Source organism: Flavobacterium sp. 22659, from assembly GCF_052044235.1.
In the GTDB taxonomy this organism is placed as follows: domain Bacteria; phylum Bacteroidota; class Bacteroidia; order Flavobacteriales; family Flavobacteriaceae; genus Flavobacterium; species Flavobacterium johnsoniae.
Genome location: NZ_JBQEMU010000003.1, coordinates 298,895 through 314,491 on the forward strand (window position 1 = coordinate 298,895; position 15,597 = coordinate 314,491).

The 15,597-nt window shown below is 32.9% G+C and carries 13 protein-coding genes; 11 read left to right on the forward strand and 2 right to left on the reverse strand.

From position 1 onward, the window contains the following. Window positions 1–50: 50 nt before the first annotated feature. From ACTJIW_RS05085 to ACTJIW_RS05115, 7 genes are all read left to right on the forward strand, one after another. Window positions 51–785 carry a type III pantothenate kinase gene (locus ACTJIW_RS05085; protein WP_012023491.1) on the forward strand — a complete coding sequence of 245 codons (735 nt, stop codon included), beginning with the start codon at window positions 51–53 and terminating at the stop codon, window positions 783–785. Further along, a complete protein-coding gene (locus tag ACTJIW_RS05090; protein ID WP_440714591.1) occupies window positions 778–2,007 on the forward strand; it encodes a hypothetical protein in 1,230 nt (409 codons plus the stop codon). Before ACTJIW_RS05085 ends, ACTJIW_RS05090 begins: the two co-directional genes overlap by 8 nt. Window positions 2,008–2,059: 52 nt before the next feature. Next, window positions 2,060–2,614, forward strand: coding sequence for an LPS export ABC transporter periplasmic protein LptC (gene lptC / locus ACTJIW_RS05095; protein WP_440714590.1), 555 nt, complete (start codon window positions 2,060–2,062; stop codon window positions 2,612–2,614). A gap of 2 nt (window positions 2,615–2,616) precedes the next feature. Then, window positions 2,617–2,811, forward strand: coding sequence for a hypothetical protein (locus ACTJIW_RS05100; RefSeq protein WP_044047564.1), 195 nt, complete (start codon window positions 2,617–2,619; stop codon window positions 2,809–2,811). Between the two features lie 2 nt (window positions 2,812–2,813). Continuing rightward, on the forward strand, window positions 2,814–4,073 hold the full coding sequence (locus ACTJIW_RS05105; RefSeq protein WP_012023494.1) for a hemolysin family protein: 1,260 nt from the start codon (window positions 2,814–2,816) through the stop codon (window positions 4,071–4,073). A gap of 108 nt (window positions 4,074–4,181) precedes the next feature. After that, window positions 4,182–6,281, forward strand: a complete 2,100-nt coding sequence (locus ACTJIW_RS05110; protein WP_440714589.1) for a peptidylprolyl isomerase — start codon at window positions 4,182–4,184, stop codon at window positions 6,279–6,281. A 289-nt stretch (window positions 6,282–6,570) separates the two neighbouring features. Further along, complete coding sequence (locus ACTJIW_RS05115) at window positions 6,571–7,017, forward strand: hypothetical protein (protein ID WP_012023496.1); 447 nt, start codon at window positions 6,571–6,573, stop codon at window positions 7,015–7,017. 20 nt (window positions 7,018–7,037) lie between these two features. Here the strand turns inward: ACTJIW_RS05115 and ACTJIW_RS05120 are convergent, their stop codons facing one another. Then, a complete protein-coding gene (locus ACTJIW_RS05120) occupies window positions 7,038–7,952 on the reverse strand; it encodes a GYDIA family GHMP kinase (protein WP_440714588.1) in 915 nt (304 codons plus the stop codon). A 92-nt stretch (window positions 7,953–8,044) separates the two neighbouring features. Next, entirely contained in the window at window positions 8,045–9,358 is a 1,314-nt protein-coding gene (locus tag ACTJIW_RS05125; protein ID WP_440714587.1) for a hydroxymethylglutaryl-CoA reductase, degradative, read from the reverse strand. Between the two features lie 180 nt (window positions 9,359–9,538). Here ACTJIW_RS05125 and ACTJIW_RS05130 point away from each other — a divergent pair, with 180 nt between their 5' ends. Genes ACTJIW_RS05130 through ACTJIW_RS05145 form a run of 4 tightly spaced genes read left to right on the forward strand, consistent with a single transcriptional unit; the run spans window position 9,539 to window position 15,441 of the window. Next, the gene (locus ACTJIW_RS05130) at window positions 9,539–11,710 is read left to right on the forward strand and encodes a S9 family peptidase (protein ID WP_440714586.1); all 2,172 of its coding nucleotides are present in this window, start codon (window positions 9,539–9,541) and stop codon (window positions 11,708–11,710) included. Window positions 11,711–11,747: 37 nt separating this feature from the next. After that, window positions 11,748–13,424 carry a peptide MFS transporter gene (locus ACTJIW_RS05135; protein ID WP_012023500.1) on the forward strand — a complete coding sequence of 559 codons (1,677 nt, stop codon included), beginning with the start codon at window positions 11,748–11,750 and terminating at the stop codon, window positions 13,422–13,424. Between the two features lie 8 nt (window positions 13,425–13,432). Further along, complete coding sequence (locus ACTJIW_RS05140) at window positions 13,433–14,917, forward strand: peptide MFS transporter (RefSeq protein WP_012023501.1); 1,485 nt, start codon at window positions 13,433–13,435, stop codon at window positions 14,915–14,917. Window positions 14,918–14,973: 56 nt separating this feature from the next. Beyond that, window positions 14,974–15,441 carry a thioredoxin family protein gene (locus ACTJIW_RS05145; RefSeq protein WP_012023502.1) on the forward strand — a complete coding sequence of 156 codons (468 nt, stop codon included), beginning with the start codon at window positions 14,974–14,976 and terminating at the stop codon, window positions 15,439–15,441. The last annotated feature ends 156 nt before the right edge of the window (window positions 15,442–15,597 follow it).

Here is a 15,597-nt window from a genome sequence, read left to right on the forward strand (position 1 = left end):
CATTTTAGAAAAAAAATCAATTCGTATCTTCGCAAAAACAAAAAAGAAAAATGATTTTAACTGTCGATGTTGGAAATACCAGAATTAAAGCTGCTGTCTTTGAAGGGAGTAGTGTTTTGGAGTATTTCGTTTTTGAAAAAAATGAGCTTGAAAAAAGAATTGAAAAAATTTTAGAAAAATTTCCAAACTGCTCAGATTTGGTTGTTGCCTCGGTTGGGGATGTCGAAAAACAATCTTTTTTGAGTTTTGAAAAACAGTTAAATGTTCATTTTTTTACACACGAAGATATTTTCCCGTTTCATAATAAATATGCAACACCAAAAACTTTAGGAATCGACAGAATGATTTTGGCTGCCGGAGCAACACTGCAGTTTCCGAAACAAAATCGATTAGTTATAGATGCCGGAACCTGCATTACCTACGATTTTATCGACGAAAACGATAATTATCTGGGGGGTGCAATCTCTCCAGGGCTTCGTTTGCGTTACGAAACCTTACACAATTACACTGCCAGACTGCCTTTGCTTACTTTAGATCAGCCCCATTCTTACATTGGAGATTCAACCGCACAGGCGATTCATTCTGGTGTTGTGAATGGTTTCGTCTATGAGATTGACGGTTTTATCGATGAATATAGGTCGAACTTTTCAAATTTTATAATAATTTTAACGGGAGGCGATGCAGAATTTTTGGCTAAACGATTAAAAAATACCATATTTGCCAATTCAAATTTCCTTTTAGAGAGTTTGAGCCAAACATATCAATATAAAATCGACAATGATTAAAAAAATTATAATAAGCGCTTGTTTGCTTATATCGTTCGTTTCATTTGCTCAGCAAGGTACTGCATCGCCATATTCTTTTTATGGAATTGGAGATATCAAGTTTAAAGGAACTTTAGAGTACAGATCTATGGCGGGCGTTGCTGTTGAGCAGGATAGTATTCACTTGAATATTGAAAATCCAGCAAGTTATGCCAGTTTAATGCAGACTACTTTTACAGTAGGAGGAACTTTTGGAACTTCGACATTAAAATCGAATACTGGATCTGCAAAAGCACAAAGAACAACTTTTGATTATTTAGCTGTTGGAATTCCAGTTGGAAAATTTGGAGTATCGTTTGGTTTAATTCCATTATCATCTGTTGGATATAAAATTTTAGATGATAATACTGCTACAGAAGGAGCTGTAAGTTCTCAGTTAAGCGGAAAAGGCGGTATTAATAAAGTATATTTTGGTGTAGGTTATAAAATTAAACCGCATTGGACTATTGGAGCTGATGTTCAATATAACTTTGGGAAAATCACAACAACAAGTATAGAGCAGGTAACCGGTGTTCAAAATGGTACATCAGAATCAAATGCTTCAACTTTATCCGGGGCTAATTTTGATTTAGGTACAATGTATCAGACAAAGATTTATAAAAAAGTAAACCTGTTTACAAGTTTGAGTTATACATTTTCAAGTAATTTAAATTCTGAAAATGTGAGAGAAATTAATGTAAGCGGTGATCCGGACCCTTATGCATATCCTGCATCAACTACTAAATTAAAACTTCCGAGCAGAGTAATTATTGGAGCGGGTATTGGTGAGTCAAGAAAATGGTTAATAGGTACTACATTAGCTTTTCAGGGAGAAGGGCAGCTGGCAAACTATTACAATTCAATGGATAACGTTCGATACGAGAATTATGCTAAATATGCAATTGGAGGTTACTACATTCCAAATTACACCTCTTTTACAAGTTATTTAAGCAGAATTACATATCGTGCTGGTTTGAAATACGAGAAAATTGGTTTAATTGTTAACAACGAATCAATTAAAGATGTAGGGATGACTTTAGGAGCAGGAATTCCAATTCCGGGATATTTTTCTAATGTAAACATAGGAATCGAATTTGGTAAAAAAGGAACAGTTTCTTCAAACCTGGTTCAGGAAAATTATGTAAACTTTAGCGTAGGATTCTCATTTAATGATAAATGGTTTGTGAAGAGCAAATTCAACTAAACATAAAAATATATGTTTTTATAAGCTCATTACAATTTATTACATTTGGCAAATGAATTTACCAAAGAGATATATTAGCGTTGTCACAGTTATTGCTGTGACACTGTTTTTTGGATGCGAAAGTAATTTTAAAGAAGTTCAAAAAATTAACTTCTCAGAGTTTGTTCCGGCAAGTGATGCCGATACTGTGAATATCAAATACACAGATTCTGGTAAAATAACAGGAGTTTTGATAAGCTCAAAAATGCTTGATTATTCTAATCTTGAATTCCCTTTTACAGAATTTCCAAAAGGAATTGATGTTACTTTATACGACAAAAAACAAAAGCGTACCTTTATTAGATCAAATTATGCTGTATCTTATAAAAATACAAGTATAATAGATTTACAGGGAAAAGTTAAAATTACCTCAGAAGCAGGACAGGTTTTGGAAACAGAACAAATGTTTTTTGATCAAAAAAATGAGTGGTTTTATACAGAAAGAAAATTTAAACTTACAGATGCTAAAGGAGTTTCTTTTGGTCAGGGAATTGATTTTAGCAAAGATTTTAAAGTGATTAATTCGCAGCGAATAAGCGGTGAATTTGAATCAGACGAAGAATTATAATTATGGGATATTTAAAATACACACAATACGTTTACATCTTATTTGCAGTTTACTTTATCTATGATGGAGTAATAAAGCTTACCGAAAATAACGAAGCCTACCCTTTAAGTTTTGTTATTGCAGGAATGGCTGTTTTTATGTTTTTCTTCAGGAGAAGGTTTCTTAATAAATATAACGATCGAAATAAAAAACAGTAAAAATGGAAATTAGTATTATAATATTGTGTTTAATACTATCAGCATTTTTTTCAGGAATGGAAATAGCTTTTATTTCCTCAAATAAAATTTATCTTGGAATTGAAAAAAAACAAGATAATTTTCTGTCTCAAATTCTAACAAAACTTACCGAAAATCCTTCAAAATTTATAGCTTCAATGCTTATTGGAAACAATGTAGCACTTGTAGTTTATGGATTTTATATGGGAGATGTTGTCCTGAAATGGATAACAGGTCTTGGATTTCATTTTTCAGACGTAACCACTATTTTAGTTCAAACTTTAATTTCGACTTTTATAGTTCTGATTACAGCAGAGTTTTTTCCGAAAGTTTTTTTTCAAATCTATGCCAATTCCTTAATTAAGATTTTTGCCGTTCCGGCTTATCTTTTTTACAGGCTGTTTTACTACGTCTCTACGTTCTTTATCTGGATATCTGATTTTATTTTAAGGAAGTTTTTTAAAACAGAAGGCGATCAGGTACAATTGTATTTTAGTAAAGTTGAACTTGGTAATTATATTACAGAACAAATGAGTTCAGTTGAAGATGATGATGAAGTCGATTCTGAGATTCAGATTTTTCAAAATGCCTTAGAGTTTTCAGGAGTAAAAGCGCGTGATATTATGACACCGCGAACAGAACTTGTAGCAATAGATTTATTTGACAGTGTTACAGATTTAAAAGAGCTTTTTATAGAAACCGGATATTCAAAAATTGTAGTAAGTCAAAACTCCCTTGATGATATTGTAGGTTATGTGCATTCATTCGATTTATTTAAAAAACCGCAGACCATAAAATCTGTTTTAATGACTGTTGAATTTGTTCCGGAAACGATCTTAATAAAAGACGCTTTAAATATTTTAATTAAAAAGCGAAAAAACGTTGCAGTAGTTTTAGATGAATATGGAGGAACTTCCGGAATTGTAACAATTGAAGATATCGTTGAAGAGCTTTTTGGTGAAATTGAAGATGAGCACGATTTAGATGAAGAATTGATAGAACAGGATTTAGGTGAAGGTAAATATTTGTTTTCTACACGCTTAGATGTCGAATATCTAAATGAAACCTACAAACTCATGATTCCCGAAGAAGATTCATATGGAACATTAGGAGGCTTTATTGTAAATTCTACCAAAGAAATACCCCAAAAAGGAGATAAAATTGTGATTGACAGGTTCCATTTTAAGATAGAACAGGCTTCAAACAAGAAAATTGAATTGGTCAAAATGACAATAAAAGAGTAAATTTTTAAATAATTAAAAAAAATTGTGTAAAATAAAACGCTAGTTGTATTGTTATTAACTAGATAATTGTATTTTCGCAAACTGAATATAAAATTAACGATAATAAAAATGGCAGTTTTAGCAAAAATTAGACAGCGTTCCGCTTTATTGATAGGAGTTATTGCACTTGCATTATTTGCATTTATAATACAAGATCTAATCGGTAAAGGAACATTTAGTCAAAGTTCAAAAGATGTAGGAAGCATCGATGGAAAAGATATTTCATTTGAAGACTTTAGAGTTAAAGTTAGTAATCTTGAAAAAAGTGGTCAAGGAATTACTTCCACTGAAGCTGCAAACAGAGTTTGGGATCAAGAAGTTTCAATCGCATTATTATCAGCTCAGTTTGATAAATTAGGATTGAGAGTTGGTGAAAAACACTTAATTGAAGTTTTAAAATCAGACCCAAATATTGGTAAAAACCCTATGTTTTTAAACGCAGCAGGAGTTTTTGATGTAGTTAAATTTAAAGACTACTTTAAAGCAAATCCTGAAGCAGCACAATATATTTCTGATAAAGAAAAAGATGCTGAATTAAACGCAAAATTTCAAATCTATAATACTTTAGTAAAATCTGGACTTTACACAACTGCTAGTGAAGGAAAGTTAAAGTATGAAATGGAAGCTAACAAAGTAAACTTTGCTTACGCTGGAGCTTTATACTCTTCTATTAAAGATAGTGAAGTAAAAATTTCTGATTCAGATATCGTAGATTATATGAAGAAAAACGAGAAAAAATTCAAAGCTGATGAAACTCGTGAAATTCAATACGTTTTAGTTGAAGATAAAGCATCAAAACAAGATGAGGCTGATATTAAAGCTAAAATTACTGCCTTATTATCTGGAAGTGTTGTTTACAATGCAAAAACAGGTAAAAACGATACATTACCAGGATTTAGAAACGCAACAAACATTGCTGAATTTGTAAACGCAAATTCTGATGTTCCTTACGATTCTACTTATGTTCCTAAAAATGCTCTTCCAGCTGTAGATGCTGATAAATTATTCAGCTTACCTGCTGGTGCAATTTACGGTCCTTATGTTTACGGAAAATACTATGCAATTTCTAAATCTTTAGGATTTAAAGCTGGTGTTAACGCTAAAGCAAGTCATATCTTAATTGGTTACGAAGGTTCTCAAACACCTAACCAAAAAGAAAAAAGAACTAAAGAAGAAGCTAAAGCTAAAGCTGAAGAAATTTTAGCACAAGTTCAGTCAAACCCTGACAGCTTCATGATGCTTGCTTTTACAAGTTCTGATGATTCATCTGCTCAGCAAGGTGGTGATTTAGGATATTTTGGTCAAGGCCAAATGGTAAAACCATTCAATGATTTTGTATTCAACAACGGAATTGGAAAAGTTGGTTTAGTAGAAACTCCATTCGGTTTCCACGTTATTAAAATTACAGACAAACAAGACGGAATTCGTTTAGCTACAATTGCTCAAAAAATTGAGCCTTCTGAAGCTACTTCTGATAAAGTATTTACATTAGCTACTAAATTCGAAATGGAAGCTGCAGACAAAGACTTTGCTGCTACTGCAAAAGAATTAGGTTTAAAAGTTGAAGGTCCGGTTTCTGCAAAAGCTATGGACGAGCAGTTTGGACCATTAGGAGCTCAAAGAAACATCGTTAGATGGGCATTTGATAAAGAAACTGATAAAGGTGATGTTAAACGTTTTGAATTAGCTAATATCGGACACGTTATTGCTCAATACAAAGGAGAAAACAAATCTGGTTTAGTTTCTGTTACTATGGCAAGACCTTATGTTGAGCCAATCTTGAAAAACAAGAAAAAAGCAGAAATCTTAAAAGCTAAAATGACAGGTTCAAGCATCGAAGCTATTGCTAAAAGTGCTGGTGTAGCTGTACAACAAGCTGCTGATGTTACTTTAGATAACCCTGTTTTACCAGGCGGAGTTGGACAAGAGCCACAAGTTGTAGGTACTGCATTTGCTTTAGCTGCTAACAAACTTTCTGCTCCAATTGAAGGAAATACAGGAGTTTATGTAGTAAAAAATATCAAAACTGTAAAAGCTCCGGCTCTTACAAACCATGCAGAATATGTTGCTAAAGTAAAAGCTCAAAGCGCATCTGATGCAGGAAGAATTTTACCAGCGTTGAAAAACAATGCTAAAATTGAAGATAACAGATTACAATTTAATTACTAAGCGAAAGTTTTAGTAAAATAAATAAAAAAAAAACCCGAAACGTTCAATTGAATGTTTCGGGTTTTTCTGTATATAATGTTTTTGTAAAGTGCTTTTGTAGTAAATGTTTTATGTAATTTATCTAACTATATGGGAATTATGGAAATATAACCTTAAAAATTTGTGATTATAAAAATATTACAGTTAATTTGTCGGAATTTTTGTTCTAACAAATCTAAATTTTAACAAACATTTGTTAATGCAAGTTCTAAGAGAATTATAAACAAGTACTTTAATAATCAAACATTTAATGTTTTATAAGTTTAAATTTTTAAGAAGAAAACCAAAAGTATATTCTAAAATTGAAAATCACATTTTTGGAATAATTACGGAGCTTTTAAAAGTTAGCACTACCGACATCAATGTTGATGAATTGGGTGGTAAATATTATTTAAGTAACGAAGAACAACACTTTAAGGTGACAATTTTAAGTAACGATTACGTTATCAGGCTAACCAATACCCGTGACTCTGTAGCTGAAAAATACGATAAGGTTTTTGTAGAAGATGTTTTGAAAGCTGTAAAAGAAGAAAAACACCGCAGAATGGAGCTGGTGTACGACTCTATTACAAACAGTATTGAGAAAATGGCTGAACGTCTGCATAATACACTTATAGAGTCTAACGAACAGGAAAATGAAAAGGTAAGACGTTTAGAATCTGAACCAGTTGAAAATGATCAAAAAGTAAATTTTTAATTGTGCTTATTGATTGATAACTACTCCTGCAAAATCATTTCATCATAAGAGAGAATAACATCATATCCTTTTGATGTAAAATAATCCTTAGGATTTTCTTTTGAAACCACCATTACAAAGTCTCCTCCCCAAGCACCCAGACTTTTAACAGTACCATTAAAATCAGGAAACGCAATTTCTTTAATTGTTTTTATCTCCATAATGTTACTTAAATGAATTTCATGCTTTTCTACTGCATAAGCAAATTCTTTTAAGGTTTTAGCATTCAGGATAGCTTTAGTTATTTTATTGTTTTCGGCAACACTCTTTGCTAGATTTTGGTCTTTGTGTCTGTTATAAGCTTGTATAGCGGTTTTGCTGTTTTGTTTTTTGTTGAGATAAACAAAGTGAATGTTTTCTGTAAAGTCCGGATTGAAAATAACCGGTTCAACAAAATTGTTTTCTATCCTATATAAAATAGGAGTATTGTTCTGTGCGCAGGCTATATCATAACCGCTGCCTCCAAAGCTGTTTTTAAGCAGTGTAAAAGCATTAATTTTGGTCCACTGCGCAATATTATTAATCAAGGTCGAAGATGTTCCCAATCCCCAATTTCTCGGAAAAGTAAGATTCGTTGTTATTCTATATCCTTTTGACTGCTTGATAAATTCAGGATTTAAAAGATAAGCTTCGTGCAGGATATTAATTAAAGTGGTTTTTACAGTTTCAACTTCAGAATCTGCATTGTTTATGACTTCATCAAATGAAATTACATTTTCAAACCAAAGCTGTTTGTCGTAGTCATAACTTTTCCATTCTATGATTTGGTTTTCTCCTTCTGTTACAACTAAATCCTGACCAAACTTTGTTGGCAGTGCAAAAGCATCTGCGCCATCTAATACTAAATATTCTCCAGAGATGAATAATTTTCCGTTACTGTAAAAGGTTGTTGACATACGTATTTTTTAGCCCCGATAGAAGTGGAAATCCTTTTGCTTTTTTCTTTAAAAAGGAAAAGATTGCAGCGAATAGCGGGATCAGCTTCTAATTATTTTCTTAAACTTTCAATGAATTCAACTACGGCACTATGCGAAACGGCAGTTTTCTTAAAATGTGCTTTTATCAAATGACGTTCTTCGTCTGTAGCTTCAAACTGGTTGATGATATTATTTAAGTGCATTTTCATGTGTCCTTCCTGAATTCCTGTTGTGGTTAAAGAACGCAATGCTGCAAAATTTTGTGCTAAACCTGCTACGGCAGTAATTTCCATTAACTCTTTTGCAGAAGGTTTTTCAAGCATTTCCATGCATAATTTTACTAATGGATGCAGCGAAGTCAAGCCGCCAACGGTTCCTAGTGCTAAAGGAATTTCAAGCCAGAATGTAAAAATTCCATCCTCAATTTTAGCATGTGATAAACTTGCATATTGACCGTTTTTTGAAGCATAAGCATGAACTCCGGCTTCTACAGCTCTAAAGTCATTTCCTGTAGCCAGTACAACAGCATCAACACCATTCATAATACCTTTATTATGTGTTACAGCTCTAAAAGGCTCAATTTCGGCAATTTGAACAGCCTGAACAAAGCGTTCTGCAAATTCCTGTGGATTTTGGATATGTTTTTCTGCTAAATCTTCAATTGGGCATGAAACTTCGGCTCTAACTAGGCAGTTAGGTACGTAATTCGATAAGATACTCATGATAACGGTTAGTGTATCCTCTTCAGAAAATAAATCAGAATGCTGAAATTCTTCTTTTAAAGTAGATGCGAACTGCTCTAAGCATGAATTGATAAAATTAGCTCCCATGCTGTCTTTAGTTTCAAAAGTGGCATGAAGCTGATAGTAATTCTCAAGTAAATTTCGTTTGTCTTTTAATTGAATATCTAATACACCGCCGCCACGTTCCTGCATGTTTTTGGTAATGCTTTGTGTTTCAGAAAAAAACTTAGGTTTTATCTGCTGGAAAAACGATTGTAATTTTTCGGCATCACCATTAAAATTAAAATGAACCTGACCAATTTTTTCGGTATCAATTATAGTGGCTTTAAAGCCTCCGCGTGAAGCCCAAAATTTGGCTGCTTTTGAGGCTGCGGCCACAACAGAACTTTCTTCAATCGCCATTGGTATCGTTTTATACTTCCCATTAATCAAAAAATTTGGAGCAACCCCAAGCGGAATATATAAATTGGTAATCGTATTCTCAATAAATTCATCATGCAGCTGTTGGAGCTTTTCGTCTGAATTCCAGTAATTTCTTATAATATTTAAGGCTTCTTCAGGAGTCGAAAAATATTCATTGGCGATCCAGTTAATTTTTTCTTTTTTGGATAATTTAGAAAATCCGGCAACAGCGTTGTTCATTCTCAATATATTAAATAATAATGTTGCCGCAAAGATACTATTTTAAGAGTTTTGATTGCAATCTATTTCAGACATGAAAGTACGCAATCGTTATTTTTTTTAACATTTAACACTTAAAATGTGTATTATGTTTATTTTTTTTATTAAAATTGGGCTCTTTTTATATTTAAAATAATTCTAATGAATACAAGTAAATTTACTGCAGTACTTTTATTTTTAACTGCGGTCGTTTTTGGACAGCAAAAAATAACTGTCGAAAATGTTTTTGGCGGTACTTTCCGGGCTAAAGGGATGGATGAACTGCAATCGCTGAAAAATACAAATCAATATACTGTTTTAAATGTTGACCAGGCGAGCAGAAGTATGCAGATTGATTTATACGATTTTGCTACGCTGAAAAAAGTATCGAATCTTGTTGATACTAAAAACCATAAAGAACTTTCCGACGGAATTGACAGCTACACCTTTGATGCTTCTGAAAAAAAGATCTTAATTGCTTGTAATTCTACTAAAATCTTCCGTCACTCTTTTACTGCTGATTATTACCTTTACGATATTGCGGCAAAATCTCTGATTAAACTTGTTGATTTTCAAATTCAAGAGCCAACTTTCTCACCTGACGGAACAAAAATCGCTTACGCAAAAGAAAATAACTTATATGTATATGATGTAGCATCAAAAAAATCTACACCAATTACTACAGATGGAAAGAAAAATGCTGTAATTAACGGTATTACTGACTGGGTTTACGAAGAAGAGTTTGCTTTTGTGCGTGCATTTGACTGGAGCAAAGACAGTAAAAAAGTAGCTTACATTCGTTTTGACGAAAGTCAGGTTCCTGAGTTTTCAATGTCAATTTTTCATAAAGATTTATATCCAAAAATTGAAACTTTTAAATATCCTAAAGCTGGAGAAAAAAACTCAGAAGTTTCATTACATATATATGATGTAGCTGCAGGAACTGCAAAAAAAGTAAATTTAGGGAACTACAATGATTTTTATATTGCAAGAATGCAGTGGACAAATGATGCAAATGTACTTTGTGCACAGGTTTTAAACCGTCACCAAGACAATTTGGATTTATTGTTTATTGACGGAAATACAGCGACAGCAAAAGTAGTTTTGAATGAAAAAGATAAAGCTTATGTAGATGTAACTGATAATTTAACTTTCTTAAAAGACAACAGTTTTATCTGGACCAGCGAAAAAGACGGTTTTAATCATATCTATGTGTATGATAAAAACGGAAAACTTAAAAACCAAGTTACAAAAGGAAACTGGGAAGTGGTTTCATACTACGGTTTCGACGAAAAAACAAAAACGATTTTCTATCAGTCTACTGAAAATGGTTCTATTAACAGAGATCTTTACAGAATTGGTTTAGATGGAAAAAATAAAGTGCGTTTGTCTTCAAAAACAGGAACAAGTGAGGCTACTTTCAGTCCAAATTTCCAATACTTTATTACAACTTACTCAAGTAATACACAGCCTACAACTTATACTTTAAACGAGGCTAAAACAGGAAAAGAAATTCAGGTTATCGAAAATAATCAGGCTCTTGCTGATAAATTAAAAGCATATAACCTTCCTTCAAAAGAATACTTTGTTTTAAAAACAGCAAAAGGAAATGAATTGAATGCTTGGATTTTAAAACCAAAAGATTTTGACCCTTCAAAAAAATATCCAGTTTTTATGTTCCAATATTCAGGTCCGGGATCGCAGCAGGTAGCGAATCAATGGAATAACTCTAATGATTATTGGTTTCTTTCATTAACGCAGCGAGGTTATATTGTGGCTTGCGTTGACGGAAGAGGTACAGGTTACAAAGGGGCTGATTTCAAAAAGGTGACTCAAAAAGAATTAGGAAAATACGAAGTTGAAGATCAAATCGATGCAGCAAAAGTAATTGGTGCTTATCCATATGTTGATGCTTCAAGAATTGGAATTTTCGGATGGAGTTATGGTGGTTTCATGGCATCTAACTGTATTTTCCAAGGAAATGATGTGTTTAAAATGGCAATTGCTGTCGCTCCTGTAACAAACTGGAGATTCTATGATAGTGTTTACACCGAAAGATACATGCAGACTCCACAAGAAAATGCAAGCGGATACGATCAAAACTCTCCTATAAATCACGTTGATAAATTGAAAGGAAAGTTCTTATTGATTCATGGTTCTGGCGATGACAATGTTCACGTTCAAAACACAATGCAGATGATGGAAGCTTTAATTCAGGCAAATAAACAATTTGATTCTCAAATCTATCCAGATAAAGATCATGGTATTTATGGCGGAAAAACAAGAGTTCAGCTTTACAATAAAATGACCAATTTTATCAAAGAAAATTTATAATCTAAAACAATATTAACCTAAAAATAATAATGAAAATATGGGAGAAACTCAAGTAAAAACTGCGCATCCAAAAGGTCTTTGGGTACTATTCGGAACGGAGATGTGGGAGCGATTCAATTTTTATGGAATGCGCGCTTTATTAACTTTATTTCTTGTGAATTCATTATTGATGAAAGAAGAAGAAGCGTCTCTAATTTATGGAGGTTTCCTTGGACTTTGTTATTTAACACCAATGCTGGGTGGTTTTGTTGCTGACCGTTATTTAGGAAACAGAAATTGTATTCTATTAGGCGGATTATTAATGGCAATAGGGCAAATGCTTTTGTTTACCAGCGGAAGTGTTTTTGAGTCAAATTTAGATCTGGCAAAAATTATTATGTACTCTGCATTAGGAGTAATTGTTTTTGGAAATGGATTTTTTAAACCAAACATTTCTAGTATGGTTGGAAGTTTGTATCCAAAACAAGAAAAAACAAAATTAGATAGTGCTTTCACTATTTTCTATATGGGGATTAACATTGGGGCATTCTTAGGTCAGTCTATTTGTCCTTTGTTAGGAGATGTCAAAGATGCGGGCGGTATTAGAGATATCCATGCTTTTAGATGGGGATTCATGGCGGCTTCTGCAGCAATGTTGTTAGGTACAATTCTTTTTTACTTCTTAAAAAATAAATATGTAGTTTCTCCGGAAGGAAAACCACTAGGAGGACTTCCTTCAAAAAATGATGCTTCAGATTTTGAAGAAGGAGAATCACAAAAAGCAAACTTTTCTAATAAAGCTCTTGCTATGGCAGGAGTAGCATTTATTGCTTTAGGATTCTTTTTCCACTATGTTGTAGGTCAAAACTTAATTTATACTTTGATTTACTCAAGTGGTCTTGCATTGGCAGGATTGATCATTTCTGATACTTCTTTGACTAAAGTAGAAAGAGACAGAATTATTGTAATTTACATCGTATCGTTCTTTATTATCTTCTTCTGGGCGGCGTTTGAGCAGGCAGGTTCATCTTTGACTTTTATTGCTGATAACCAAACAGACAGACATTTCTTTGGCTGGGCAATGCCGCCATCGATGGTTCAAATTTTTAACGGTATGTTTGTTGTGTTTTTAGCAGTTCCATTTAGTGTTCTTTGGGATACTTTAAGAGCTAAAGGCAAAGAGCCAATCTCACCTGTAAAATTAGCTGCTGGGTTAGTGATAATTTCTGTGAGTTTCTTTATGATTGCGACTCAGGTTTCTTATATCGGAACTTCAGGACTTTTATTAGTAAAATGGCTTATCTTATTATATTTCTTAAATACATGTGCTGAGTTATGTTTATCTCCAATTGGTTTGTCGTTGGTGGGTAAATTGTCTCCAAAACGTTTTGCATCATTGTTATACGGAGTATTCTTTTTGTCTAATGCATCAGGTTATGCTTTAGGAGGAACTTTAGGTTCTATCTTGCCGGCAACCGGAGATAAATTTGCAAAAGCAAAAGAACTTGGAATAGATCTTCAGGCGGTTTTAGATAAAAAAATCACATTGACAGCAGATCAGTTGTCTTTATTAGATCATCATCAAATTAGTGCTCAAAACCCAATTTTTGCAGGATTTGAAATCCATAATTTATATGAATTCTTTATGGTTTTTGTTGTCCTGACAGGTATTGCAGCAATTTTATTATTTGCTTTAACGCCACTATTGAAAAAATTAATGCACGGTGTTAGATAAAATATAAAATGGAAAACAATATTACTTTAGAAGAAATTCAAAATTTTAAAGGCAAGTACCCAAAACAATTGTGGTACTTGTTTTTGGTTGAAATGTGGGAACGTTTCTGTTTCTACGGAATGCGTGGTGTTTTAGCTTTCTTTATGGTAGACCAATTAGGTCTGGTGGAAGGAAAAGCAAATTTGCAATATGGAGCAATTCAGGCTTTTGTATATGCATTTACTTTTATTGGTGGAATTTTTGCTGATAAAATACTAGGTTTTAAGAAATCACTTCTTTTTGGAGGTATCGTCATGATTTTGGGGAACTTGCTTATTGCAGCTTCGCCGCATGATTTCTTTTATTACGGAATAACACTTTCTATTATTGGGACAGGTTTTTTTAAGCCGAATGTTTCTTCAATGGTAGGTGAGTTGTATCATGAAAATGATGGCCGCCGTGATGCTGGTTACGGATTATTTTATGCAGGAATTAATATAGGAGGAATGCTTGGGGGAGCGATTCCTATTTATTTAGGAAAGAACTATTCTTGGAGTCTTTGTTTCCTTTCTGCAGCAATTGTAATGATTATTGGTGTTATAACTTTTCTTTTAACAAAAAAGCATTTAGCGCCAATTGGGAATTCTCCATTAGAAAATCATACGCCTAAAAAACGTAATCTTTATGAGATCGCAGTATATGTAGGTTCTTTTATTGTTATTCCATTGGTTTATATAATGGTAATCAACTCTGATTTTACGGAGTATTTCATGTATACAATTGGAGCGGCGGCAGTAGGATATTTTCTATTTGAATTGATACAAATAAAAGACTCTAAACAACAACGCAAACTTTTAGCGGCATTTGTATTTATTTTTGGATACTTTATGTTTATGGCAATCTCAGAGCAATCTGGAGGGTCATTATCTTTGTTTGCTAAAGATAACTTAACAAACAAATTGTTATTCTTCAATATTGATCCAAACGTGGTAAATAATAGTATAAACTCGCTTTATGTTATTATTTTCAGCCCATTAGTAGGATTGTTGTGGATTTTCCTTTACAAGCGAAAAATTGAACCAAACACTGTTATTAAATTTGGTTTGTCATTTATCTTGCTTGCAGCTGGTTTCTTCATTTTTTACAGTGCCAGATTTTTTGTTGATGCAAATGGGTTGAGCTCTCTTGATGTATTTGCTTTAGGGTATCTTTTGTATACACTTGGTGAATTATGTATTGGACCAATCGGAATGTCTGTAATTACAAAATTGTCTCCTAAGCGTTTGTTTGGAATGATGATGGGATTATGGTTTTTATCGAGTGCGTTCGGACAGTTTGCTGCAGGGAAATTAGGTGCTGAAATGTCTGATGCCAATACAGGAACTACGTTAATGTCTAAACTTATTGCTTACACAGACGGATATTATCAACTAGCATTATATTCTTTAATTGCGGGTGTTGTCTTAATTATTACAACGCCGTTAATTAGAAGATTAATGCAGGAAGTAAAATAAGCAGAAACTGTTTTTTCAATACATTTTTTGTTTAAATTTGCGAAAAATAATACATTATGAAAAGAATATTATTAATAGCCTTTTTTGTAGTTGGAGCATTTGCTGGACAAGCTCAGGAACTAAAGTGGTATACTGATGTTAAAGAAGCAATCACAATAAGTAATAAAGAACAAAAACCAATGTTAATGTTCTTTACCGGAAGTGATTGGTGCGGATGGTGCATTCGTTTGCAAAATGAAGTTTTGAAAACGGCAGAATTCAAAAAATGGGCTGCTGATAATGTTGTTCTTGTAGAGTTAGATTATCCAAGAGGCGTGCCTCAGACTCCGGAATTAAAGAGTCAAAACAATGAATTGCAGCAGGCTTTTGGAATCCAGGGATTTCCAACAGTATTCTTTACAAGTGCTGAAGCAAAAGACGGAAAGATTAACTTTAAAGGCCTTGGAAAAACAGGATATGTTGCCGGCGGGCCATCTGCCTGGTTAACAGTTGCAGAAGGTATTGTTCATCCTAAAAAGTCTTAAAAAAGATATTTAAACTATAAATTCATATATAAACTCCTTACAGCAATGTAAGGAGTTTTTTTGTTTAGTAAGAAAAGGTTTTCATATAATGTTTTTGAAATTGTTATTTATATATTTATTTATGTATAAAAAAACATATAATGTATTTTTTAATGT